At 42.5% G+C, this 23,751-nt stretch carries 24 protein-coding genes and 2 other annotated features; of the genes, 3 read left to right on the top strand and 21 right to left on the bottom strand.

The features are described from left to right. Nucleotides 1-34: 34 nt before the first annotated feature. From pheT to M1D81_RS13445, 3 genes are all read right to left on the bottom strand, one after another. Nucleotides 35-2,449 (bottom strand): phenylalanine--tRNA ligase subunit beta, encoded by a 2,415-nt coding sequence (gene pheT, locus M1D81_RS13435; RefSeq protein ID WP_456266643.1) that lies wholly within the window; start codon nucleotides 2,447-2,449, stop codon nucleotides 35-37. Nucleotides 2,450-2,464: 15 nt separating this feature from the next. After that, nucleotides 2,465-3,499 carry a phenylalanine--tRNA ligase subunit alpha gene (gene pheS / locus M1D81_RS13440; RefSeq protein WP_456266642.1) on the bottom strand — a complete coding sequence of 345 codons (1,035 nt, stop codon included), beginning with the start codon at nucleotides 3,497-3,499 and terminating at the stop codon, nucleotides 2,465-2,467. A gap of 376 nt (nucleotides 3,500-3,875) precedes the next feature. Continuing rightward, a complete protein-coding gene (locus M1D81_RS13445) occupies nucleotides 3,876-4,619 on the bottom strand; it encodes a TrmH family RNA methyltransferase (RefSeq protein WP_208945944.1) in 744 nt (247 codons plus the stop codon). Nucleotides 4,620-4,732: 113 nt separating this feature from the next. Here M1D81_RS13445 and sspI point away from each other — a divergent pair, with 113 nt between their 5' ends. Then, a complete protein-coding gene (gene sspI, locus M1D81_RS13450; protein ID WP_024425725.1) occupies nucleotides 4,733-4,954 on the top strand; it encodes a small acid-soluble spore protein SspI in 222 nt (73 codons plus the stop codon). Between the two features lie 42 nt (nucleotides 4,955-4,996). Here the strand turns inward: sspI and cstA are convergent, their stop codons facing one another. Together cstA and M1D81_RS13460 are read right to left on the bottom strand one after the other, a co-directional pair. Beyond that, on the bottom strand, nucleotides 4,997-6,793 hold the full coding sequence (gene cstA / locus M1D81_RS13455) for a carbon starvation protein CstA (RefSeq protein WP_024425724.1): 1,797 nt from the start codon (nucleotides 6,791-6,793) through the stop codon (nucleotides 4,997-4,999). A gap of 346 nt (nucleotides 6,794-7,139) precedes the next feature. Next, nucleotides 7,140-8,228 carry a M42 family metallopeptidase gene (locus tag M1D81_RS13460; protein WP_024425723.1) on the bottom strand — a complete coding sequence of 363 codons (1,089 nt, stop codon included), beginning with the start codon at nucleotides 8,226-8,228 and terminating at the stop codon, nucleotides 7,140-7,142. A 179-nt stretch (nucleotides 8,229-8,407) separates the two neighbouring features. Between M1D81_RS13460 and M1D81_RS13465 the strand changes: the two genes are divergently transcribed. Continuing rightward, on the top strand, nucleotides 8,408-8,812 hold the full coding sequence (locus M1D81_RS13465) for a hypothetical protein (protein WP_024426127.1): 405 nt from the start codon (nucleotides 8,408-8,410) through the stop codon (nucleotides 8,810-8,812). A 16-nt stretch (nucleotides 8,813-8,828) separates the two neighbouring features. Here M1D81_RS13465 and M1D81_RS13470 read toward each other — a convergent pair whose 3' ends face one another. The 8 genes from M1D81_RS13470 to M1D81_RS13505 form a co-directional block, all read right to left on the bottom strand. Beyond that, nucleotides 8,829-9,095 carry a DUF1294 domain-containing protein gene (locus tag M1D81_RS13470; protein WP_034279690.1) on the bottom strand — a complete coding sequence of 89 codons (267 nt, stop codon included), beginning with the start codon at nucleotides 9,093-9,095 and terminating at the stop codon, nucleotides 8,829-8,831. A gap of 58 nt (nucleotides 9,096-9,153) precedes the next feature. Further along, a complete protein-coding gene (rplT, locus tag M1D81_RS13475; protein ID WP_007501659.1) occupies nucleotides 9,154-9,513 on the bottom strand; it encodes a 50S ribosomal protein L20 in 360 nt (119 codons plus the stop codon). A gap of 31 nt (nucleotides 9,514-9,544) precedes the next feature. After that, the gene (gene rpmI / locus M1D81_RS13480) at nucleotides 9,545-9,745 is read right to left on the bottom strand and encodes a 50S ribosomal protein L35 (RefSeq protein WP_003216324.1); all 201 of its coding nucleotides are present in this window, start codon (nucleotides 9,743-9,745) and stop codon (nucleotides 9,545-9,547) included. A 24-nt stretch (nucleotides 9,746-9,769) separates the two neighbouring features. Then, nucleotides 9,770-10,285 (bottom strand): translation initiation factor IF-3, encoded by a 516-nt coding sequence (gene infC, locus M1D81_RS13485; RefSeq protein ID WP_024425720.1) that lies wholly within the window; start codon nucleotides 10,283-10,285, stop codon nucleotides 9,770-9,772. A gap of 71 nt (nucleotides 10,286-10,356) precedes the next feature. Further along, nucleotides 10,357-10,488 (bottom strand) — a sequence feature (ribosomal protein L20 leader region). Between the two features lie 128 nt (nucleotides 10,489-10,616). Continuing rightward, nucleotides 10,617-11,312, bottom strand: a complete 696-nt coding sequence (lrgB, locus tag M1D81_RS13490) for an antiholin-like protein LrgB (RefSeq protein WP_024425719.1) — start codon at nucleotides 11,310-11,312, stop codon at nucleotides 10,617-10,619. A gap of 14 nt (nucleotides 11,313-11,326) precedes the next feature. After that, entirely contained in the window at nucleotides 11,327-11,770 is a 444-nt protein-coding gene (gene lrgA / locus M1D81_RS13495) for an antiholin-like murein hydrolase modulator LrgA (RefSeq protein WP_456266641.1), read from the bottom strand. 137 nt (nucleotides 11,771-11,907) lie between these two features. Next, nucleotides 11,908-12,645 (bottom strand): LytR/AlgR family response regulator transcription factor, encoded by a 738-nt coding sequence (locus tag M1D81_RS13500; RefSeq protein ID WP_034624188.1) that lies wholly within the window; start codon nucleotides 12,643-12,645, stop codon nucleotides 11,908-11,910. Then, nucleotides 12,642-14,399: a LytS/YhcK type 5TM receptor domain-containing protein gene (locus M1D81_RS13505; RefSeq protein ID WP_456266640.1), complete on the bottom strand. Its 1,758-nt coding sequence runs from the start codon at nucleotides 14,397-14,399 to the stop codon at nucleotides 12,642-12,644. The genes M1D81_RS13500 and M1D81_RS13505 overlap by 4 nt, the downstream gene beginning before the upstream one ends. 176 nt (nucleotides 14,400-14,575) lie before the next feature. Between M1D81_RS13505 and M1D81_RS13510 the strand changes: the two genes are divergently transcribed. Beyond that, the gene (locus M1D81_RS13510) at nucleotides 14,576-15,355 is read left to right on the top strand and encodes an HAD family hydrolase (RefSeq protein ID WP_456266639.1); all 780 of its coding nucleotides are present in this window, start codon (nucleotides 14,576-14,578) and stop codon (nucleotides 15,353-15,355) included. Between the two features lie 54 nt (nucleotides 15,356-15,409). Here the strand turns inward: M1D81_RS13510 and M1D81_RS13515 are convergent, their stop codons facing one another. The 8 genes from M1D81_RS13515 to M1D81_RS13550 form a co-directional block, all read right to left on the bottom strand. Next, nucleotides 15,410-16,330 (bottom strand): methyl-accepting chemotaxis protein, encoded by a 921-nt coding sequence (locus M1D81_RS13515; RefSeq protein WP_456266638.1) that lies wholly within the window; start codon nucleotides 16,328-16,330, stop codon nucleotides 15,410-15,412. Nucleotides 16,331-16,477: 147 nt separating this feature from the next. After that, a complete protein-coding gene (gene thrS, locus M1D81_RS13520) occupies nucleotides 16,478-18,418 on the bottom strand; it encodes a threonine--tRNA ligase (protein ID WP_024426134.1) in 1,941 nt (646 codons plus the stop codon). Between the two features lie 45 nt (nucleotides 18,419-18,463). Next, nucleotides 18,464-18,711, bottom strand: a binding site (T-box leader). Nucleotides 18,712-18,754: 43 nt separating this feature from the next. After that, entirely contained in the window at nucleotides 18,755-19,624 is an 870-nt protein-coding gene (ytxC, locus tag M1D81_RS13525) for a putative sporulation protein YtxC (protein ID WP_456266637.1), read from the bottom strand. A 60-nt stretch (nucleotides 19,625-19,684) separates the two neighbouring features. After that, the gene (locus M1D81_RS13530; protein ID WP_046312323.1) at nucleotides 19,685-20,323 is read right to left on the bottom strand and encodes a TVP38/TMEM64 family protein; all 639 of its coding nucleotides are present in this window, start codon (nucleotides 20,321-20,323) and stop codon (nucleotides 19,685-19,687) included. Between the two features lie 33 nt (nucleotides 20,324-20,356). Next, nucleotides 20,357-21,286, bottom strand: coding sequence for a primosomal protein DnaI (dnaI, locus tag M1D81_RS13535; RefSeq protein WP_456266636.1), 930 nt, complete (start codon nucleotides 21,284-21,286; stop codon nucleotides 20,357-20,359). Between the two features lie 16 nt (nucleotides 21,287-21,302). Continuing rightward, the gene (locus M1D81_RS13540; protein ID WP_456267113.1) at nucleotides 21,303-22,727 is read right to left on the bottom strand and encodes a replication initiation and membrane attachment family protein; all 1,425 of its coding nucleotides are present in this window, start codon (nucleotides 22,725-22,727) and stop codon (nucleotides 21,303-21,305) included. A gap of 101 nt (nucleotides 22,728-22,828) precedes the next feature. After that, on the bottom strand, nucleotides 22,829-23,287 hold the full coding sequence (gene nrdR / locus M1D81_RS13545; protein ID WP_003216720.1) for a transcriptional regulator NrdR: 459 nt from the start codon (nucleotides 23,285-23,287) through the stop codon (nucleotides 22,829-22,831). Between the two features lie 4 nt (nucleotides 23,288-23,291). Continuing rightward, the gene (locus M1D81_RS13550; protein ID WP_024425708.1) at nucleotides 23,292-23,678 is read right to left on the bottom strand and encodes a hypothetical protein; all 387 of its coding nucleotides are present in this window, start codon (nucleotides 23,676-23,678) and stop codon (nucleotides 23,292-23,294) included. Nucleotides 23,679-23,751: the final 73 nt, after the last annotated feature.

The raw sequence follows: 23,751 nt of genomic DNA on the forward strand, positions 1-23,751 counted from the left end.
GGGTCAATCCCCCATGAGGCCATAGCTTTTTTCTTTAACCGCGCAAGACGGCTTGATACGTATCTTCTAATGCTTTCAATACTTTTGTATGAACAGCTGTGACTTCTTCCTCGGTCAACGTTTGTTCAGGGTTTAAATATTGAAGAGAGAATGCCACAGATTTTTTGCCTTCTTCCATATGTTCCCCTTCGTATACATCAAATACAGATAGGTCTGTGAGTAATGGACCGCCTGCTTCATAGATCACACGCTCCAGCTGTCCGCTTGAGATATGCTGATCGACAACAAGTGCAATATCTCTTGTCACAGCAGGGAATCTCGGAATCGCTGTATATTTCATATCCTTCGTTTCAGACGTCATCACATCTGTTAAATCAAACTCGAACACATACGTTTCTTTTAGATCCAATTCTTTTTCAACGACTGGATGCAGTGCGGCAACAAAGCCAATGACTTGACCGTTTAAGTGAACCTCTGCTGTTCGCCCTGGGTGAAGACCCTCACGCTCTGCTTGAACATATGTGATTTGGTCTGACACACCAAGCTTTTCAAACAATCCTTCAGCAATTCCTTTCGCTACATAAAAGTCGACAGCTTTTTTCTCGCCCTGCCAAAGATTTTTATGCCATAAGCCTGTCAGCGCACCAGCGACATGTTCTTTTTCCACTGGTTTTGCTCCTTCAGCTTCTGCTAAGAAAACAGATCCCGTTTCATAAAATCCAAATGAATCGGCTTGTCTTGCCAAGTTATATGCTACAGAATCAAGTAAGTTTGGCAGGAGACTTTGTCTCAGCACACTGCGTTCCTCACTCATTGGCAGAGAAAGTCTCGTTTCATAAGCTGGATGAAGGGCAAAAGCTGTGGACTTATGCTGATTCGTCAATGAATACGTAATTGCTTGAGAAAGTCCTGCGCCCTCTAAGAAACGTCTTACCTTTCTGCGCTTTACTTGGTATGGCGTGAGACCGCCAACGGTGCCGGCTGTCGCAGGCAGTGTAGATGGAATATTATCGTAGCCGTATAATCTTGCGACTTCTTCAATGAGGTCTTCTTCAATCGTAATATCCATTCTGCGGGAAGGAACTGTTACGACAAGAACATCATTTGATTCACCCACTGTAAAGCCTAGTTTGTTGAAAATCTGAATCATATCTTCTTTTGAAATGCTCATTCCAAGCACCTTGTTCACACGCTCAGTTGATACGTGAATGACATTCATACTTGTTTCAAGGTGATTTTCCTCAACTGTACCACTTAGCACTTCACCGCCTGCATACATACTGATCAGTTGAGCTGCTCTTTCTGCTGCCGGCTTCGTACGCTGCGGATCGAGTCCTTTTTCAAATCGTGTGCTTGATTCACTGCGAAGTCCTAAGTCTCTAGATGCTTGACGAACTGTTTGACCATTAAAATATGCCGCTTCTAAAAGGATCGTCGTTGTCTCATCACGCACCTCTGATTCAAAGCCGCCCATGACGCCAGCTACCGCGTGCGCTTTCGTTCCATTCGTGATGACCAGATGCTTTGATGATAATGTACGCTCTTGCTCATCGAGTGTTTGAATGATTTCGCTGTCAGACGCTTTACGTACAACCACCTGCTTTGAACCAAAGCGGTCATAATCAAAGGCATGAAGCGGCTGGCCGTATTCAAGCAGTACAAAGTTTGTAATATCCACGACGTTGTTAATTGGACGGATGCCTGCATTCATCAATCTTGTTTGCATCCAAAGCGGTGCTGGTCCAATCTTTACATTTTTAATGATCTTCGCTGCATAAAGTGGATTCGCTTCTTGATCCTCAATTTTAACAGAAATATAGTCTGCTGCTTTTTCGGAAGAAGTGTCATGTGCCGTATCAGGAAGCTTGATGTCTCTTCCTAAAATGGCGGCAACCTCATAAGCCACACCCAGCATATTCAGGGCATCGGCACGGTTTGGTGTTAAGCCAAGCTCAAGCACCGCATCATCTAATTGAAGTGCTTGGAGGGCATCATCCCCTGGTTTCACGTCATTCGGGAAAACAAAAATCCCTTCTGCATATTCCTTTGGTACGAGCTTGCTCTCTACGCCTAATTCTTGCAGAGAACAAATCATGCCATGAGACTCTTCACCGCGCAGTTTTGCTTTTTTAATTTTAAAGTTGCCAGGAAGGACTGCGCCAACCGTTGCGACGGCCACATACTGTCCTTTCTCCACATTCGGAGCCCCGCAAATAATTTGCACCGGTGCGTCTTCGCCGATATCAACAAGACATTTGTTTAATTTATCCGCATTCGGATGCTGTTCCCGCTCAATGACGTGTCCAATGACAACTCCTTTGATGCCTTCGCCTTTATATTCAACGGCTTCCACTTCAATTCCGCTTCTTGTGATTTTTTCTGCTAATTCAGCCGGCTTGATGCCTTCTAAATCGACATAGTCTTCTAACCATTTATATGAAACAAACATGTTGATTTCCTCCTCTTAGTCCTGCTTGAATTGCTTTGTGAATCTAATGTCATTTGTGTAAAAATGGCGAATATCATCAATGCCGTATTTCAGCATCGCGATCCGTTCCACACCCATTCCAAAAGCAAAGCCTTGGTAAGTTTCTGGATCAAATCCGCTCATTTTCAGGACATTCGGATGAACCATTCCTGCACCTAAAATCTCAATCCAGCCTGTTCCCTTACATACAGAGCAGCCCTTTCCGCCGCATTTAAAGCAAGACACATCGACTTCGACAGATGGTTCTGTGAATGGGAAAAAGCTTGGACGCAGTCTAATTTCACGATCTTCCCCAAACATTTTTCTTGCGACTGTCTCCAGCGTTCCTTTTAGATCACTCATGCTAATATTGTGATCGACGACCAGCCCTTCAATTTGCATAAATTGATGTGAATGAGTCGCGTCATCACTATCACGTCTATATACTTTCCCAGGACAGATGATCTTCACAGGACCTTGTCCTTTATATTTCTCAAGTGTACGTGCTTGTACTGGTGATGTTTGTGTTCTCATCAGTGTATCTTCGGTAATATAGAAACTGTCCTGCATATCACGTGCCGGATGCTCCTTTGGAAGATTCAGCGCTTCAAAGTTATAATAATCCGTTTCCACCTCAGGACCTTCCTCAACGGTATAGCCCATTCCGATAAATAAATCTTCAATGTCTTCGACAACTATCGTTAATGGATGTCTTGCTCCCATTTTGATTGGACTTGCCGGCAAAGTAACATCGATCGTTTGGGAAGCAAGTTTTTTCTTCACTTCTTCTGCTTCGAGCTGTTCATTTTTTTCAGCAATGACACTAGCAATCTGCTCTCTTACTTCGTTTGCGAGTGCCCCCATTTTCGGTCTTTCTTCTGCGGAAAGCTTGCCCATTCCGCGAAGTACTTCTGTAATCGGCCCTTTTTTCCCTAAGTATTGAACACGAATGTCATTAACCTCTTTGAGCGAGCTGGCTGCTTCAACCTTTGCTATCGCCTCTGTTTCAAGCTGTTTTAACGTTTCTTGCATGAGTGTAATCCTCCTTTTGATATACAAAACCGCTCGGATAAACGGCTGTTTGATCGTTTGAAGACAATAAAAAAACTCGTTCCTCCATAAAAGAAGGGACGAGTTGTGGTCGCGGTACCACCCTTGTTAAGCACAAATGCATGTGCGAATAAGCTTCATTGACATAACGGAATCGAACGAATCCGGTTCACCTTTACGCAAAACCTGCGGTCCCGGTGACAACTCCAGAGGTGAATTCCTGTTTCAGCATTCCTTAAATGCACTTTCAGTCTACGATGCATTCTCCCTAAAAGGCCGCTTCTTGAAACAATCTTCCTCTATCATGGTTTTTAAAATATTAGTTTTATTATAGTGAAAATAAACGCATGTTGCAACATTATCCACGCAAATGATAAACAAGAACAGCGGCTGCAACAGCTACATTTAATGATTCTGCCTGCCCATACATTGGTACATATAAATTTTGATCTGTCATTTGCAGAATGTCTGGATCAATACCTGCTCCTTCATTTCCAACAATTAATGCAAACGGACCTTCTGCCGTTACGCTTTTATACTCTTTCGCATCATTTAAGGCACTTCCGTATACAGGTATGCCTCGTTCTTTCAGCTCCGTGATCGCCTGTTGAAGGGTTTGCTTTAAGATAGGCAGGTGAAAATGAGACCCTTGTGCCGAACGGAGCGTTTTTCCGTTAAACGCATCAACTGTTCCTTCTCCTAAGATCACGGCATCAAGACCAGCGGCATCTGCTGTTCGAATGAGTGTGCCTAAATTCCCCGGGTCCTGCACTGCGTCTAATAAAAGAAGCCGTTCAACCTTCTTTTCTTCAAAAACAGGAACTGTACAGACTGCGGCAATGTGCTGAGGCGTTTCTGTTTCTGTCATGGCAGAAAAGGCCTCTTCGCTCAGTTCATAAAGCTCAATGTCAGGCTGGATATGAGAAGGGAGCATATCGGGCGAGGTGACCATTAATTCCTTCACGATCCCGCTCTTTAATGCTTCTTCGACTAAATGTATTCCCTCAACGAGAAACAGCCCCGTTTTCGTTCGTTCTTTTTTCGTATGGAGCTTCTTCCACTGTTTAATGTTTGTGTTTTTAGCTGATTCTATATATTTCAAGCGACGTTAACTCCTTTAATTATCATGAATTTATTATATCTCATGCACACTACATAATAAACCTGTCTTTGAGACAGAATAGGGCTATTACCATCAAAAAAGGAGTGTGGGCAATGGATTTTAATTTAAGAGGCGCAGTCATTCAAAACATTACTGGCCATAATCAAGAACAGCTTGAACATACGATTTTAGATGCTATTCAAAGCGGCGAGGAAAAAATGCTGCCAGGTCTTGGCGTGTTGTTCGAAGTGCTATGGCAAGAAGCATCAGAAAACGAGAAAAATGAGATCCTTGAAACATTAGAACAAGGCTTAAAGCCTCAGCAGCAGCAATAAAAGAAGCCGGTTTGCTTATAAAAGCAAGCCGGCCTTTTTCATTTAACCAGTGATAGGCGTTTCCATTCGAAGCGCTGGATCACGCCAGATTTCGACCCATTTTTTAATCGCAAACACAATAATCACAAAACCTAAGATCAGCATGATGATCGACAGCACCGCATTCAGCACGCTGTAACCGGATGCTTCAGGATTGAGATATACATTTGCTACCATCCAATAGCCTGCATAATTCACCGTCACATATAAGTAAGCAAGCGGAATTAAACAAGTCAGCATATATCGCCTTTTATCTGCAATTTTTAATACAACGGTTGCCCCGATGATCAACCCAACCGAGGCCATTAACTGATTTGAAACCCCAAACAGCGCCCAAATAGATCCGATGTCCCCTGAGTAAAGTAAGTATCCCCACATAAAACAAGCAAGCGCACTTGCAAACACCGAACCAGGTACCCAGTCAGTTCGTTTAAGCGGTTTATATGCTTCACCTAAGAAGTCTTGAATCAAATAGCGTGCTACACGTGTCCCCGCATCAATAGCAGTTAAAATAAAGACAGCCTCAAACATAATGACGAACTGGAAGAAGTAAGAAGCCAAATGACTAAAGAACGGAATCCCCGTAAAGATATACGCCATCCCTACCGCTAATGTTACGGCTCCACCCGTTCTTCCTTCTAAGTCAAGGCCGATTTCCTTACTCAGCTGCGGAAGATTTTCGACACTCATACCGAGTGTGCGGAACACTTCTGGTGTACTGTTTATGGCAAAATAATCCCCTGGATGCAGGGCAGTAGCCGCGATTAAAGCCATAATCCCAACTAAGCATTCTACCAGCATTGCGCCAAACGCAACAGGCTTCATATCACTCCATCGGTCCAGCATCTTAGGTGTTGTCCCTGAGCCAACAAATGCGTGGAAACCAGAAATGGCACCGCAAGCAATGGTAATCGAAATAAATGGCCAGACAGGACCAGCTAATACAGGTCCTCCTCCATTCACAAACTCTGTAAACGCCGGGAATTGAATGGACGGATTCACGACAAAGATTCCGGCAATCAGCGCAATGAATACACCAATTTTCATAAAGCTACTTAAATAGTCCCTCGGTGCAAGCAGCAGCCAAACTGGCAGAGCCGCAGCAAAAAACGCATAGATCGGCAGGGCAAGAGCAAGCGTTTTTGTATCAAGTGTTAAAAAATCACCTAGTGCCGTTCCTTGAATATTTGGACCAAGGAATACACCAAACATCAGCAAAATAAATCCCGCAGATGTCGCCAGCTTTAAATTGCCTGTTTTTTTATAATACAGACCAACCCCCATTGCAATTGGAATCGTGATCCCAACTGCAAATGTCCCCCAAGGGTTACGTTCTAAAGCATGAAGCACAACCATAGACAAACCTGCCATTGTGATGGTAATAATAAACAGCATTGCAAGCCCTGTACAAAACCCGGCAACAGGTCCCAGCTCTTCCTTCGCTACCTCTGATAATGATTTCCCCTTTTTTCGCATCGACGCAAATAATACGACTAGATCATGTACAGCTCCGCCTATGACTGCACCAATTAAGAGCCAAAGGAGACCAGGTAAATACCCAAATTGAGCGGCTAAAATCGGACCCACTAACGGACCAGCAGCTGCAATCGCAGCAAAGTGATGCCCAAATGTGACCCATTTATTTGTCGGCACATAATCTTTCCCGTCCTCTAGCGTGTGAGCCGGTGTAGGATGATCATCTGTGACCTTTAATACTTTGACCATCATAAATGTGCCATAAAGACGATAGGCAATCGCTAAAATACACATAGATCCTATTACAATTGTAACCGCATTCATTTAACCATCCCCTTTGTATAAACAATTTGTTACAAATATAACATAAATTGATTGATTTTTCTTTCTTTTAAAACCAAGTTGACAAATAAGAATAATGTGTTTACTCTTAAGGTAGCTTCACCTACTTCCATAAACTCTCTTTTGACAGGGCATTCTATGGCTCTGTCCTTTTTATTGCTTTCATCTTACAAAAATAAACGCTCGATCACATGTGCCTTATTCACTAGGAAACATTCCCTTCTTTTGTTAAAAATAGTTCTTTTGACGCAACTTGAAAAACATCGTTCATTTCCTGGGAAATTCAATAAAAAAACCTTTCCCCTGTACTGAGGAAAGGCATTCTTACTTAAGAACCGTACGTAATCTGTTCAACGGTTTTTTGATCAAGTCTTTTGATCACTTCTGTTAAAAGCTTCACTGCATTTTCATAATCATCTCGGTGAATCATTGCGGCATGGGTATGAATATATCTGCTCGGAATCCCGATAGATAGTGATGGAACACCATGACCTGTTAAATGAATACCGCCAGCATCTGTCCCGCCGCCAGGCATTGAGTCATATTGATAAGGAATGTTCAGCTCATCCGCTGTTTGGACAACAAAATCACGAAGTCCTTTATGAGAGACCATTGAAGCATCAAATACAACAATCGTAGGGCCTTTGCCAAGTTTGCTAGTTGCTTCTTTCTCAGTGATGCCCGGTGTATCTCCTGCTACACCTACATCAATGGCAAATCCAATATCAGGCTGAATTGTAGCCGCTGCTGTTTTGGCTCCGCGCAGGCCGACTTCCTCTTGGACAGTTGCGACGCTGTAAGCAATATTCTCATGCTGAGCATTGTGTAAATTTTTCATGACATCAATGGCCACTGCACAGCCAATGCGGTTGTCCCATGCTTTTGCAAGGAGCATTTTTTCATCATTCATGACTGTAAACTCAAAGTAAGGAACGATTTGATCTCCAGGCAGTACACCCCACTCCATTGCCTGTTCTTTGCTTGACGCCCCAATATCAATAAACATATCCGTAATCTCAATTGACTTTTTGCGAGCTTCAGGTGACAAAACGTGTGGTGGCTTTGAACCAATTACCCCTGTGATCTCTCCCTTTTTCGTCACAATGGTGACACGCTGGGCGAGCATGACCTGTGACCACCAGCCGCCGACTGTTTGAAAACGAATGTAGCCTTTGTCATCAATTTTTGTCACCATGAATCCTACTTCATCTAAGTGACCAGCGAGCATAATTTTAGGTCCGTTTGCGTTTCCTTCCTTTTTAGCAATCAAGCTGCCAAGGCGGTCTGTAGAGACTTCATCTGCATATGATTCTATGTATGTCTGCATGACTTTTTTGACATCACGTTCATTTCCTGGAATCCCTTTTGCATCCGTTAGGTCTTTCAGCATAGTTAATGTTTGATCGAGCTTTGTCATTCCATTTATCCTCCTTTATCTTCATGGTGCATTCTTATTATACAAAACCTCTTTCGTTCAATACGATCTTTTTATGAATATTTTTTCGTTTTACGAAATATTTTTTTAAAAAAAGTTGAAACCTTTTGGCGTTTTCATTCGTAGTACATCAGATAACGGTATTGGAGGTGCATCCTGTCATGTTTGTAATCCTCATGAGACTAGCTCTTGTTGCACTGCTTGTCTACATCTTCTACATGGCGGTAAAATTCTTCTCAAATCCGAGAAGAAAGCTGAAACAAGCACAATTAAAAGAAGGCTTTTATTTTATGGACGAACAGCAAAATGCGCGCAAAAATTTTAATTTCGTCTATAAAGGTGTCTTGTTTGAAGGGGAGAAGCATGTTCCTTCTAAGGATCATCCTCTGTTTGTCCACTCCATTTACGTTTGGACGGAGTCACCTGAGAAGCTGAGTGAATTTACATTAGAAGACTTTGAAAAACTGGAGGAAAACATTATCGAGCGTTATCCTCAAACAAAAATTGATTGGGATCAGCCTATTAAAAAAATCAAACAAAAAAAAGGAGCAGACACGCCGTCCTAATGGCGTCTGCTCCTTTTCAAATAACTTGGATATATCCCAATAGGATCAACTGCAAAATAATTAATAAAGGCATGCCGATTTGAAAGGCAGGATGCTTTGTTTTATGCCGGAAATACTGCATTCCTAGATACGATCCGGCAGCGCCAAAAAGAACCGCAGCACTCCATAAATGCGCCTCTGAAATTCTCCATTTATGTGCTTTGGCCCGGCGTTTGTCTTCCCCCATGAGAAAAAAGCCATAGCCATTCACCAAAATAAGCAGCAGGATTAAAGCCATATTCATTCACCTCACATGATGAGAAAAAAAGATCACCCCTCGAAGGAATGATCTTTTATAAAACTTACTTGTCTAGTTGTGCTTTTGCAGCATCAGCAAGCTGATTGAATGCATTTAGGTCATTCACAGCAAGGTCAGCAAGCATTTTGCGGTTTACTTCGATACCAGAAAGCTTTAAGCCATGCATTAAACGGCTGTAAGAAAGACCGTTCATACGAGCTGCAGCGTTGATACGAGTGATCCATAGTTTACGGAAGTCACGTTTTTTCTGACGACGGTCACGGAAAGCGTAGTTTCCAGATTTCATCACCTGTTGGTTTGCTACTTTGTATAATCTATGTTTTGAACCGAAATAACCTTTTGCTAATTTAAGAACCTTTTTGCGACGCTGACGCGACACAGTTCCGCCTTTTACTCTTGGCATTGTAATTCCCTCCTATGATTCCTATTCCAAATTACTTAATGTTTGCAAGTTGTTGTTTGATACGTTTGAAATCTCCAGCACTTACGATTGCGCTCTTACGCAATTTACGTTTTTGCTTTGTAGATTTATTAGCGAACAAGTGACTTGTGTACGCATGAGAACGTTTAAGTTTACCAGAACCTGTTTTTTTGAAACGTTTAGCAGATCCGCGGTGAGTTTTCATTTTTGGCATTGGATGTTTCCTCCCTCTGTTACTTTACTTTTCGACTTTTGGTGCAAGCATGAGGAACATGCTGCGTCCGTCCATCTTAGGTTTTGTTTCTACTGTTGCTACTTCAGCGCAAGCTTCAGAGAAACGGTCTAACACGCGCTGTCCGATTTCTTTATGCGTAATCGCACGGCCTTTAAAGCGGATAGAAGCTTTCACTTTATCTCCCTTTTCAAGGAATTTGATTGCATTACGGAGCTTCGTGTTAAAATCATGTTCATCGATTGTCGGGCTCAACCGAACTTCTTTTAAGCTAATGATTTTTTGATTCTTACGTGCCTCTTTTTCCTTCTTCTGCTGTTCGAATCGGAACTTACCATAGTCCATGATTCGGCAAACAGGTGGTTTTGCATTTGCAGCAACTAACACAAGGTCAAGATTGGCTTTAGCAGCAATTTCCAGAGCTTCCTGGCGGGTTTTAATCCCAAGCTGATCGCCATTTTGTCCGATCAAACGAACTTCACGCGCACGAATACCTTCATTAACTAATTGATCTTTGCTAATAGTGAGCCACCTCCATGAGATTTTGAATTGAGTTCACAATTCATTTTGACCATTTCGTTGTATGTTTTACAGGCAAACAAAAAGTGTGGGCATATAAAACACCCACACTGCGAACATTTGCATGAAAAAATAAATGTACGGTCAACCTGTCAACTACAAACATGTGTCAATCAGGTGAGAAGCGGGTGCTTCTGCTTGTGATATCTATTCAATTCGTTAACTATTCTACACAATTTTCATTTGTCCGTCAAGTAACCGAACTCTTGAAACAACTTTTTCAGTTTAACATGATGAGACGAATTGGGCAAGACTTTTTCACACCATGACGCCATCAAAGAATCAACTGCATAAAGATTGGGATGACGATAACGGTCACAACTCCTACGACTACAACGGCGATACTTGCCATCGCTGCTTCTACTTCTCCCATCTCAATTCCAACAGAAACCCCAAGCGCATGTCCTGATGTACCAAGTGCAAGACCTTTTGCCACTGGGTTTTTAATGCGAAACAATTTTAAGAAGAAAGCACCTAGTGCATAGACAATGACTGCGTTAAATATGACCGCAAAGGCTGTGATATCTGCGATTCCGCCAATATCCTTTGCAATTGGAAGAGCAATCGCTGTTGTCGCTGCTTGCGGAAGCATGCTTTTCATCACAGCCGCATCTAAATGAATTCCTTTTGCTACGAGATATACGATCGTAATAGAACAAAGTGAACCTACAAAAATAGCAGATAAAATTTGCCACCAATATTTTTTAAGCAGGGCTCTCTGCTTATAAAGCGGGATAGCGAAAGCAATCGTGGCAGGCTCTAAGAAAAATTTGATAATCTTGCCGCCCTCATTATAATCTGCGTAGGAAAAACCGCCAACTTTCAAAAATAAAATGCCTAGTACCATCGCCACAAACAGCGGGGTGAACAAGAAGAAGCCTTTTGATTTTTTAAATAAGAATGTCCCTATTCCAAAAGCGACCAATGAGACGACTATGCCAAAATAAGGGCTCATCGTACTTGTACCCATTTTGCATCTCTCCTTTAATGCGTACTTGAAGCTGGTTTATTTGAATGAGAAGGAGCAGATTTACTCTCCTTTGTCTCTTTACGTTTCTGCGGTCTTTCTGATAATTGCATGAGAAGCTGCGAAAGCAGCCCTGTCGCTGCAAGTAGCATAATGGTTGCAATGATAATGACACCGACGACTTTCACACCTACTTCTTGCATGACACCTAGTGATTGAATCACTGAGATCCCAGAGGGAACAAATAGAAAGCTAATGAGTCCTGTCAATGATGTACCTAATTGCTCCACCTGCTCTAGTTTAACGATTTTCGTTGTTAACAAAACAAATAATAGAACCAAACCAATGACGGATGCGGGCATCGGAATCGGTAAATACATTGAAATGAGATTAGAAACGAACATTACAGTTGCAAAAATAAATGCTTGAGATAGAAATCCATATACTTTCGTGGCTCTCATGCCCCTTCACCTCTTTCTTCGACTGCCCTCAGTATAAGGTATGAAATAAATGAATGAAGCGTTTACAATAAAACTCGCTGGATTCAATGACTGAAATGCAAAAAACGAGTATTGAAATACAAACAAAAAAAGCCCTCCTACTCTAGCAGGAGCGACTTCTTTAATTCTTTCGCATATGTACGGCTGACAGGAATGATGGACCCGTCTGTCATATGCAGATTATACGTCGAATTAAACCACGGCTGTACTTCTTTCATATGAGAGGTATTCACGATATAGCTGCGATGAACCCTCATAAAGTAAGCCTCAGGAAGTTTCTTTTCAATGACCACAAGCGGTTCTGAGACCTCATACATGTGATTCTTTGTTTTCACGACCTTTTTCCCCTCGCTGAGTCCTACATACATGATCTCTTCAACTTGCAGGATCACAATTGAGTCATCGACTGAGATCGCTAATTTTTGCTGGCGGGGCGCTTTCTCATCTGACACCTGGTGCTCTTGCGTCTCAACAGATTTCCATTTTTTAAACTTCTGGATGGTCTGGAGCAGCCGCTCTTCATCAAATGGTTTTGTTAAGTAATCAAGCGCACTTACCTCAAACGCCTTCAGCGCATATTGATCAAAGGCTGTCGCAAATACAACCGCTGGCGGATCAGACATCCGGTTAAGCCTTTTGGCAATATCAAATCCGTTCTCACCAGATAAATCAATGTCTAAAAAGAGCAGATCCGGCTTATGGTCGACCATCCGATCAAAAGCAGATTCTATATTTTCTGCTTCCTCTATTTGAACATCCTCTTTCGTTCTTCGTAATAAGTATTTTAATTCATCTCTTGCTAACACTTCATCATCTACGATTAATACTTTCATCAACGAGAATCATCCTTTTTTACATAGTCCATCGGAATGCGAAATGAGATGTCAGTGCCTTGGTCACTATGAATGGATAAAGCGGCTTGTCTGCCAAAAATTCCTCTTAACCGCTGATCTAAATTATAAAGGGCTGTCCCTGTTCCTTCTAGTGATTCGACAGGCGCTTTTAATAGCTGAGCCATCTTATCATCTTCAATCCCCTGTCCATTATCTGTCACTTTCATATAAACATGCCCATCTTTCATCAAAGCGGATACGATGACTTCACAATTCGTTTGATGTTTAGGAAAAGCATGTCTCACTGCGTTTTCAACAAGCACCTGAAGCACAAAGGGCGGAATCATCACCTGCTCCAGCTCCTTTTCAATTTGAAAGGTCACATGGTACTTATTTGGAAACCTTGCTTGTTCAAGTGATAAATATGCCTCCACATGCTGAATCTCTTTATGCATTGGAATCAGCAGCTGGCGGGCACCTTGCATATTTGAACGAAAATAAATACTGAGCTGCAGCAGCAGCTTCCTTGCCATCTCCACATTGGTTCTGCATAAAACAGAGATGGTATTAATGGCGTTAAATAAAAAGTGCGGGTTCACTTGTGCTTGAAGTGCTTTGATCTCTGCATCTTTTAGCAGGCGGCTTTGAGTTTCCGCCTCCCCAAGCTCAAGCTGTGTGGAAAACAGCATCGCCAAACCTTCTGCAAGCTCCTCTTCCACCCTGCTTAATCCGACCGGAGAATTGAAATACATTTTTAACGTTCCAATCGTTTGACCGTTAGAAGTGAGCGGCAGCACGATTGCAGCTTCAAGAGGGCAATGGGCGACTGAACAATTGATTTCGTCCTTTGAATGTGCCTTCATAATCTTACCGCTCATCAATACTTGTTTGGACAGCCCCGTAATCAGGCTTTTAGATGGAATATGATGATCTGTACCATCTCCGACATGCGCTAAAATCTTTTCCGTGTCTGTTAAGGAGACCGCATCTGTTTCAGTTAACCGATGAATGATCTCCGCCACACTTTTACATGACTGTTCATTTAACCCTTGGCGGAAAAAAGGCAGTGTTTGGTCGGCGATCAAAAATACACGATGTGTCTGCATCGCTTTTGCCTGCTCTTCTTGCCGAATGACTGACTGTAAAATAGATAAAAAGATAAAGCTGCCGATTCCATTTACAAAGATCATCGGCAAAGCGATGATACTGACAAGCCCCCATGCATCCGCAAATGGCTTTGCAAGCAGAAGGATAATGACCATCTGTAATGATTCCATCGCTACACCAAAAAGAGCTGCTTGGCGAGGTGTCACCATTCGATTCCTCCGCTTAAATCTGCTGCCGACATAGCCTGCAATGATACCGGCTAAAATGGAAGAAATCGCACAGCTGAGCGCGGTGCTTCCTCCTAGAGAATAGCGATGAATTCCAGCTAAAAACCCTGTGCCAATCCCTACAAACGGTCCCCCGATCAAACCGCCCATTTCGATCCCCATAATTCTCGTATTGGCGATAGAACTTGACGAGCCGAGATGATAAGAAAACTCATGATTCATGACAATTTGCTGCTGGATTTCAATTCCTGTGTAATTGCTGATAATACTAAAAGAAGCAAAAATGAAGACAAGGATTGCCTTTTTTCGAAATCCTTGATTATGAAGCAATAGATTGCGAAAGCCCTTCACATGGGCAAGCACAAATCCTAGAATAACAATGATCCCCACACGCTCGATCATCATGATAATTAAATGAAGCAAACCGGCCACCTCAAATGATGTATGTCATATCTACTGTCTTTCTATTCTATCATGTGCGGTCAATGATCAAAGATCTCTCAAATCTTTTCTTTATTGCCCTCTTCTTCTATTGTAAAATGAACATGAGCCTGTCACTTGCAATTGAAGGTAACACATACATAACAAGGGAGAAGATCATGAAAGCCGTATTTTTCGATTTAGATGATACTTTGCTTTGGGATGAAAAAAGCATTCATACAACTTTTCAAGAAACTTGCCGGGAAGCGGAAAAGAAATATGGACTTGATCCAGAATCGTTTGAACAGATTGTACGTGAAGAAGCAAGAAAGCTGTACTCTTCCTATGAAACATATGATTATACTGTCATGATCGGCATTAATCCTTTCGAAGGACTGTGGTCCAATTTTAGTGAACCGATTAGCGAAGGCTTTCAAAAGCTGAACGCCATTGCACCAGAGTATCGTAAAAACGCTTGGACCAACGGCTTAAAGACAGCGGGAATTGACGATGAGGCATTTGGACAATATTTGGCTGATTTCTTTGCAGCAGAGCGCAGAAAACGCCCATATGTCTATGAAGAAACATACCCTGTTTTAAACCGCCTGAAAGGCAGCTATGAATTGCTCCTTTTAACAAACGGAGATCCTAGCCTTCAAAAGGAAAAACTGGCAGGTGTTCCTGAGCTTGCCCCTTATTTTAACGAAATTGTGATTTCAGGAGATTTCGGAAAAGGCAAACCCGATCCTGGTATCTTTGAGCATTGCCTTCAGCTGTTAAACTTAACAAAAGACGAAGTGATCATGGTTGGAGATAATCCAAAAACAGATATTCTCGGCGCATCTCGCGCTGGTATCCAAACCGTTTGGATCAATCGCCATGGCAAGAAAAATGAAACAGATGTGACGCCTGATTACGAAATCAAAGACTTACATGAATTGTTTGATATATTAAAATAGAACAAAAAAAACACCCTTCTCCAGACGAGATTGGGTGTTTTTGTATTCTTAGAGCTAAATGATTGCCGCTAGATTTTGCGCTTGCCGGTCTAAGCCGCGTGCTGCTTCTCCGACAATAATGAATTCCTCGCTTGCCTGCTTCACAAGATCACGGTTAGTAAACACGGTTGTCTTTGCCCGGCTTGTTCCGCTGCTGACTTTCTCTACTTCTGCATGGATCGCCTTCACGTATTGATCTACCTTGACGATCGCTTCTTTTGAATTTGTCGCAAGCTTTCGAATTTCTGCAGCCACTACACTAAAGCCATTTCCATAGGAACCCGCATGTGCCGCTTCTATTGCTGCATTTAAGGCAAGCAGCTGGGTTTGTGAAGAAATGCTGGTGATGGTTGCAGCAATGGAGCTGATGGACTCTACCTGCTCCGTTAATCCTTTTAGCAAGCTCATATTTTGATCGGTTTCGTTTGCTATATGATCAAAGGAAGCATTGACACTTTGACTATGCTGAATGCCAACTTCTGCTCGTTCCATTAATCTTGCAGACATCTCCTTTAAGTCTTCTACAACCTGTTTCATCGAGAGTTCTCTCTCCGTAATATCTGTCGCCACTTTCACAACACCCACTACAGTTCCTTCTTCATCTTGAACTGGTGAATATGTCGCTTCAAGCCATAAGCTCTTGCCGTTTTTTGTGATCCGCTGCACCTTTTCTTGAAAAACTTGACCTTCTCTCAAACGCTTCCAAAACATGTGATAGCTCGTGTGTTCTGTAATATGCGGAGGACAGAACTGTCTATGTTTAAGACCGATCATCTCTTGTTTAGAATATCCCATGGCTTTTGCAAAAATATCGTTCACCCATAGAACTTCACCTGTCACATTAAATTCGATCATTGCCAGCGAGTGCTCTAATGCACGAAGAACAGCTGATTGCTCCAATACTTGTGACGATAAATTGTTTGTTGTTTGCATCATCGCTTTCATTCCCCCAATTTGTCTCAAACCAACAGTACATACTTACCCTTACATTTGTACCATGTAAACGTCTCTTTTTCGATCACTAGTGGAAGTGTTCTCCAAAAAGAAAAAGCCAGTGATCTAAAGAGAATCACTGGCCGCTTCTTATTTTTTTGCTTCTGCTACTGCATGTTTCACAAAGGCTTCAAGATCCATTGTTTCTGAATCTTGTTCCCCGTATTTTCTTACATTGACAGCGCCATTTTCTGCTTCTTGATCTCCTACGACAAGCATGTACGGAATCTTTTGCATTTGTGCTTCTCTAATTTTGTACCCAATTTTTTCATCGCGGCTGTCAAGCTCTACACGAAGGCCTTCAAGCTGCAAACGTTCTTGTACTTTTTTCGCATAGTCTAAATGAACAGACGGTGAAACTGGGATGACTTGGAATTGTACAGGTGCAAGCCATGTTGGAAGGGCTCCTTTGTACTCTTCAATTAAGAAGGCAACGAAGCGTTCCATTGTAGAAACAACACCTCTATGAATGACGACTGGACGATGGTGCTTTCCATCTTCTCCGATATATGTGAGATCAAAGCGTTCTGGAAGTAAGAAATCAAGCTGTACAGTGGATAATGTCTCTTCTTTTCCAAGAGCTGTCTTCACTTGTACATCAAGCTTCGGCCCATAAAATGCTGCTTCGCCTTCTGCTTCATAGTAGTCATGACCAAGCTCGTCCATTGCATCCTTCAGCATCGATTGTGCTTTATTCCACATCGCATCATCATCGAAATACTTTTCAGTATCTTCTGGATCACGATAAGATAAGCGGAATGTGTAGTCATTCAAGCCAAAGTCTTGATACACTTCTTCAATTAAGCGAACTGTACGGATGAACTCGTCTTTGATTTGATCTGGACGAACAAAGATGTGTGCATCGTTTAATGTCATACCGCGAACACGCTGAAGGCCGGATAAGGCACCTGACATTTCATAGCGGTGCATTGTACCAAGTTCTGCAATTCGAATTGGCAATTCGCGATAGCTGTGCGGCTCGTTTTTGTAAATCATCATATGGTGCGGACAGTTCATCGGACGAAGAACAAGATCTTCGTTGTCCATTTCCATTACTGGGAACATGTCTTCTTGATAATGCGCCCAGTGTCCTGATGTTTTATACAATTCAACACTTGCAAGAACTGGTGTGTACACATGTTCATAGCCAAGACGCACTTCTTTATCGACAATGTAACGCTCAATGACGCGGCGGATTGTAGCGCCTTTTGGCAGCCAAAGCGGAAGTCCTTGACCAACCTTTTGGGAATTCGCAAACAGTTTCAGCTCTTTTCCAAGCTTACGGTGATCGCGTTCTTTCGCTTCTTCCAGCAGACGTAAGTGCTCATTTAAATCTTCTTTGCTGAAGAAAGCTGTTCCGTAAATACGCTGAAGCATTTGGTTGTTACTGTCACCTCTCCAGTATGCACCGGCAAGGCTTAACAGTTTAAATTCTTTGATTTTCCCTGTAGATGGCAAGTGAATCCCGCGGCAGAGGTCAAAGAATTCACCCTGCTCATAAATCGTCACAGCTTCACCTTCTGGAATCGCCTCTAACAGTTCAAGCTTCAATTCATCACCAATCGCTTCAAAGCGTTTTTTCGCTTCTTCTCTTGATACTTCAATTCGCTCAATTGGCAGATTGCTGTTAATGATTTTCTTCATTTCTTTTTCAATCTTTGGTAAGTCTTCAGGTGTGATGGCAACATCGATGTCCACATCGTAGTAGAAGCCATTTTCGATGACAGGACCTACGCCAAACTGAACGTGATGCTCTTTTCCATACAGACGTTTAATCGCCTGCGCTAGCAAATGTGCTGTGCTGTGGCGCATAATGTCGAGTGCTTCTTCACTTTTATCTGTGATGATCTCGATTGTTCCACTTTCTAATAGCGGCGTACGCAGATCTATTTCTTTACCGTTCAATTTACCGGCAAGTGCTTTTTTCTTTAGGCCCGGGCTAATTGATGCCGCGATGTCTTCTGTTGTAGCTGTTTTGTCAAACTCCTTGACTGCTCCATCTGGAAATGTAAGTTGAATTTGTTCTGACATCTCTGGTCACTCCTTTTTTTGGCAATATAAAAACCCCGCCCCCTGGAAAGGGACGAGGTTGAATAAACGGAATCGTGGTTCCACCCTTTTTCCCGTACTTGCAGCTTGCTTTTTCATAAGCAAATACGGCTTGCGGTTCGATAACGGGAATTCCCGTCAGCCATTACTAAAAAGTTCACAGCTGATGTTCAAAGGTGGTAAAGCAAATGGTCCTCTGCTAGGAAGCTTTCAGCCGCGGCTTCCCTCTCTTTAAGCGGGTGTTCATTTGTTCATGTCCTTATCAATACGGTCTCTGTATGAAGTTACACCGTATTATAAAACGTTTTTTCGTGAAAATCAAGAAAGCTTTTCACTTTTCTTTTCGAAATGGTCATGTACAAATTGAACATTCTGCTCTTGGAATGAATGGGACGGGAACAACTCGACCCTTTCTTGAAAAATATTTTGAATGGTTTGCACCATCGAGTGACCTGTATCATTTGTAAATAGGTCAATTTTTTGCGGTGCAATGGAGACAAGCGGTGCAATCAGCTGCGAATCAATATACATTGGATGCTCTCTTACAAACTGTCTGTCTATGTATTGTTTTTGATCACGCTCAGAAGCGTAGCGAAATTCCCAAATCACCAGGCGGTCCTGATGCACAACATGTACTTTTTCGAGCCTAGGCTCTCTTGCCATCACATAGTCTCGAAGCGATTGAATGAAATTTTGATACTCCTGCTCCATTTTGTATTCTTCAATGGACACTTCAACATAGTTTTTCAGCCTTCGGTCATACTCTGACAGCCTAAATGTCATAAATGAACCAATTGAAAAAACGCCTTGCTGTAAAGAAATCGCCTCAAGCTCCTTTTTTAAAAGGGCTTCTCTTGATGGGTCTTGCTGAATGCCGGGAATATCATCTAAGTCCCCGTTCATGATACTGTGTGCGATGGAAAGAATTTGGTGCTGCTCTTCGGGATCTTTAAACAAATAGGTGTTTTCAAGGATGCTGCGCATGCGCTCATTTTCTTTGCATTCCAAAAAAAAGTGAACCAATAATGGCCGCACAATGTGCTCAAGTGCTTCTTTGGATTCCTTCGCCTCTATGAGAAGCCGGTCTTTCCCTTGTTGAATTGACATGTGATGCCGACTGTCTAAGTGTTCAGCAAGATGTAAAAAAGCGGCGGTATCATATTCATCTTCAAAGATTATTTCAAGCATGTTTGTCCCCCCTAACGACATCTGTTACATATATATGGAGGGAACATAAAAAATAGACGCCTAAAATAAATCAGGCATCTTTCTTTTTAAAATGAGTGGAACAGAGATAAAGATCAAATAAATCAAACAAACAACCGCTAAGGCGGCATAATTGCCGCTGACAAAGCTTGAGCCGAGAACATTTAACGCAATTGTACCCGGTATTAAGCCTAAAAAAGTGGCTGTCACAAATGCACGATAATTTGCACGTGAAGCAGCTGCCGCATAGCTGACAAAATCAAAATGAATCGGTGCAATACGCAATAACAAAATATAAAGAAATCCATGCTCCTGAATGCGGGACGTCACCGCTTTCAGCTTCCGGCTGTTTGATTCCGTTTCCTTCTTTTTTGCACGAAAGGTTGAAGCAATCATGAAAGAGCCTGTTGCCCCGGCTGTCGCTCCAATGAGGGCATAAATCGTCCCAAGGACACTGCCGAATGCCAAACCTGCCGCCAAAGAAAAGACCGTAATCGGGACGAGAACAAACGGGCGGAAAAGAGATAAGAAAAGAAAAACAAAGGGAGCCAGCATCCCAAATTGCAGCACCCAATTCTTCACATCTTTCGGCGCCAGCTGAAGATGCTGTTTATTCAGCCACCACAGCGCAGCAGCAAGAATGCCAATCACAAGAAAAAGCAGCCATTTTCTTTTGTTCATTTCATTTGCTCCTCCTTCAGGTGACATACGCTTTTATAAATGACGGCGGTTTTCTCCTTCAAGCAGCACCGGCTCTGCTAAATAGAGAATCCGTTCCATTAAACGAGCGGCTTTGACCTCTTCTTTTTCCCCCCGCTGTGAATACGTAAAGTGATGCTTCAGCTCATTTGGTGAGAAATTAGAAGAGAAAAATGTCGGCAGCTGCTCTGCCATACGGTATTGTAAGATCGTACCGAGCAGTTCATCCCGCACCCAGCTTGTCATCGATTCTGCCCCAATATCATCAAGCATTAAAATCGGAGTGGACTTGACCATATTCAGCTTTTCTTCTAGCGTATGATCGGCTAATGAATTTTTTAACTCTCTTACAAATTCAGGCACGTAAACAAGGAGAGATGGGTATTCTTTCTCCGCTAGCTGCTGCGCAATAGCTGCCAGTATATACGTTTTCCCTACTCCAAACTTTCCGTGTAAATACAAGCCTTTTCCTTTTCCAGTCTCATCATAGCTTTGGAGGAATTGACCTACTTTTTGGATGACCTCTTGTCTTCCTACAACGTTCAGATCAGCAAACGTCGCTTGAAGGACATTTTGCGGAATATACATGCTTTTCATCAGCTCTTGCTGTTTTTTCTGTCTATCGAGCCGCAGCTTGACCAGGCAAGGGGAATATTCAATATCAATACTCTGCCCTTTGATCACAAGCTTCGGGTGATACCCATCTAAAATCGCATTGACGTTTTCGTCATCTAAGCAGTAAGAGCAGCCCTTCGACTGCTGCACATATTCAAAGAGCCGGTTCAAGCTGCGATTGATCATGTCTTCATGTATCTCTTCTTGATGCTTCTGTAAAAAGGCCTTTACATCTTCATCAGATAACACACTTTCTTTAATCTGATTGTATCTCTCGCGAAAATCTACTCGTCCTTTTAGCTGTTCAAATGAACGACCGATCGGTTTCATCCCATCTCACCTCACCTTAATGTGCATTGTACTTTTTCATATTCTTAAACTGATCTAACAGTTTTTCTTTTTCTCGTTCGAGGTCTTCTGTAGACAGATTGTCCGTTTGCTCTTTTGCCGGCTGTTCTTTTGTTTCAGTTTCTTTCATCCAGTCAGGCAGTTTCTCTTCCCGGACAACTTTTCCTGTACCATATGGGCTGCGCTGCTTTTTCTGCTGCGCCCACTCTGTCATTTGTCTGTTCTCTTCTTTGGCAATTTTCATGGCAGCTGCTACGGTTTTGATTTTCTTTCTCACCCAATGAGCGGCGATTTTTTGCATATATGTTTTTGACAGCTTCATATCTGTTTTGAGTAATGTATAGTAGATGAGAACATTCATGACACCTGGCTCTAGCTGCTGCTCGAGCATGATATCTTCGACAATTCTTAAGTCGGCATACGTTGGCTCAATACCATCTGCCATGTCTTTTAGCAGCTCTCTAGGCGAAATATGATCCAGCTTTTCAATCAATTTTGCATCTGGAGTATCCGCTGCCGGCGTCTTTGAAGCATCTTGTCGCAAGTGTCTTGGCTGTTTTTGATCAATCAGCTTTGGCTGTTCGCCTCTGTATTCAATTTGGTACCAGTCTCTTGCTGCTTTTCTCAGCTCTTCTGTTGAGATCATTTGATCCGAACCGCATGCACCTGCTACAATATTTTGCATTTGAAGCGGGGTGATGCCGTATACAACAGCTAACTTCTTAATTGTTTCTTTTACCTGCTTTGTCAAAGCCTTTCTTGGAATCATCATGTCAGACATACCGGCTAATAATAGATCGAAATCAAAGGATTCGTCTGAGAGCGGTGCCGGCTGACTCGATCCAACGGTCACATATTCATAGCCTTGATCAAGCGATGACACCTGATGAATTTCTTCTGTCATCTTGCGCTCGCCTGGCTGCAATACGTGAAAGACTTCTTCAAACGAACGTGAAATGTTCTTTGCTTCTGCAGGAACACCCGGATAGGAGAAATAATCGCGCAGCTGCATATATTTTGCTTTCTCTACACGATGGTACAGCAGGACATTCAGCATACCATCTTGAAAAAATTCATCTGGTCTTAGCGGTGGTACAAGCTCATATGTAAACAGTCTGCCTTCTTCCGTTTCCTGTTCATATGTGCGGAGTAAGCCGATCGCTTCAAGCTTTAAACGTTCCTCAAAAATATCATTTAAATTCGTCTGCAGCATGACCATGAGCTGCCGATGAGGTGCAGGTTTTCCCCACATACGATTTTGTTCCAGCTCACCCCACAGCGTCATGTATAAGCTGAAAGCGGACATGCCAATAAGCGGCTGATATAAAAGAGTGATGAGCTGTCTATCGATGTCACCGAGCAATGAAGCGCTTTTGACGACATACGGATCGACGGCTAGCACTTCCTTCCAATGCTCTGTCATATGCTGATCCTCCCCATGAATTGCGATTGTTTCCATTGTACACTCTTTTTGCGTTTTACGCTTTACGCAGGAAAAAGAGCATGAAGAATCTCCAGCTCTTTTTAGCGTTCTTTCTTTAATAGATCTTTTAATTCATCAATAAAGACATTGATGTCTTTAAACTGCCGGTAAACCGAGGCAAACCTGACGTAAGACACTTCATCAATTTTCGCCAGCTCGTCCATGACCATTTCACCTACAAGCTCGCTTTTCACTTCTGACATGCCTTGATTGCGCAGTTCTTTTTCGATATTAAAACAGACATCTTCCAGCTGCTTTAAAGCGACAGGACGCTTTTCACACGCTTTGATGAGTCCTCTCAGCATTTTTTCGCGGCTGAATTCTTCTCGAATCCCTTCTTTTTTCACCACAATCAGCGGTAATTCTTCTAATTTTTCAAACGTCGTAAAGCGATATTGGCAGCTTTCGCACTCTCTTCTACGACGGATGGATTTCCCTTCATCTACTGGTCTTGAATCAAGCACCCTTGTGCCAAGGTGCTGACATGTGGGACATTTCATTTCATCAGCTCCGATCTATTCTTGGAAGTTGTTTGTCTAGTTCATCATAAAGGGACAGAACGGTCTTTTGACTATAGCCGAAATCTGTTGGCAGGGCCGTTTCCGTTGTCACATTAAAATCGACAGCTGTTTCAAAAGGACGAATTGAAATGACAGTCGCCACGAGAAAGGCTTTTTTCGGCAATCGTATGTTTGCGCTGATTTCACCTCGTTCTGCTGAAACAGATGTCACTTGATAAGAATCGCTTCGGGAAAGAATGGTTTCCACCGCTTGAAAAACTTGTGCATTCGTCGATTTGTAGTAATGGCTTTTCAGTTCTGACACTGGATGCTCGTCAGATGTTTCTGTATGGTTTGACATGAATCGCTTAAACTTTTGTCTTAAAGTCATACACGTATCCCCTTTGCCATAATGCCTCTTTCTTTATTTTATAAAAAAAACCTTTGTTTTCCTAGAACAAAAG

Source organism: Bacillus sp. JZ105, from assembly GCF_053903125.1.

Bases quoted from the DNA above. Each gene is read 5' to 3' on its own strand.
- M1D81_RS13470 (WP_034279690.1), bottom strand. From the start codon at position 9,095: ATGAATATGGCTTTAATCCTGCTGCTTATTTTGGTGAATGGCTATGGC.
- M1D81_RS13540 (WP_456267113.1), bottom strand. From the start codon at position 22,727: ATGACAGAGCATTGGAAGGAAGTGCTAGCCGTCGATCCGTATGTCGTC.
- lrgA (WP_456266641.1), bottom strand. From the start codon at position 11,770: ATGAGAGCCACGAAAGTATATGGATTTCTATCTCAAGCATTTATTTTT.
- lrgB (WP_024425719.1), bottom strand. From the start codon at position 11,312: ATGGGTACAAGTACGATGAGCCCTTATTTTGGCATAGTCGTCTCATTG.
- pheT (WP_456266643.1), bottom strand. From the start codon at position 2,449: ATGTTTGTTTCATATAAATGGTTAGAAGACTATGTCGATTTAGAAGGC.
- M1D81_RS13550 (WP_024425708.1), bottom strand. From the start codon at position 23,678: ATGACTTTAAGACAAAAGTTTAAGCGATTCATGTCAAACCATACAGAA.
- rplT (WP_007501659.1), bottom strand. From the start codon at position 9,513: ATGCCAAGAGTAAAAGGCGGAACTGTGTCGCGTCAGCGTCGCAAAAAG.
- thrS (WP_024426134.1), bottom strand. From the start codon at position 18,418: ATGTCAGAACAAATTCAACTTACATTTCCAGATGGAGCAGTCAAGGAG.
- nrdR (WP_003216720.1), bottom strand. From the start codon at position 23,287: ATGAAATGTCCCACATGTCAGCACCTTGGCACAAGGGTGCTTGATTCA.
- M1D81_RS13460 (WP_024425723.1), bottom strand. From the start codon at position 8,228: ATGACAAAGCTCGATCAAACATTAACTATGCTGAAAGACCTAACGGAT.
- pheS (WP_456266642.1), bottom strand. From the start codon at position 3,499: ATGCAAGAAACGTTAAAACAGCTTGAAACAGAGGCGATAGCAAAGGTT.
- dnaI (WP_456266636.1), bottom strand. From the start codon at position 21,286: ATGAAACCGATCGGTCGTTCATTTGAACAGCTAAAAGGACGAGTAGAT.
- M1D81_RS13530 (WP_046312323.1), bottom strand. From the start codon at position 20,323: ATGAACAAAAGAAAATGGCTGCTTTTTCTTGTGATTGGCATTCTTGCT.
- sspI (WP_024425725.1), top strand. From the start codon at position 4,733: ATGGATTTTAATTTAAGAGGCGCAGTCATTCAAAACATTACTGGCCAT.
- M1D81_RS13515 (WP_456266638.1), bottom strand. From the start codon at position 16,330: ATGATGCAAACAACAAACAATTTATCGTCACAAGTATTGGAGCAATCA.
- cstA (WP_024425724.1), bottom strand. From the start codon at position 6,793: ATGAATGCGGTTACAATTGTAATAGGATCTATGTGTATTTTAGCGATT.
- ytxC (WP_456266637.1), bottom strand. From the start codon at position 19,624: ATGCTTGAAATAATCTTTGAAGATGAATATGATACCGCCGCTTTTTTA.
- M1D81_RS13465 (WP_024426127.1), top strand. From the start codon at position 8,408: ATGTTTGTAATCCTCATGAGACTAGCTCTTGTTGCACTGCTTGTCTAC.
- rpmI (WP_003216324.1), bottom strand. From the start codon at position 9,745: ATGCCAAAAATGAAAACTCACCGCGGATCTGCTAAACGTTTCAAAAAA.
- M1D81_RS13510 (WP_456266639.1), top strand. From the start codon at position 14,576: ATGAAAGCCGTATTTTTCGATTTAGATGATACTTTGCTTTGGGATGAA.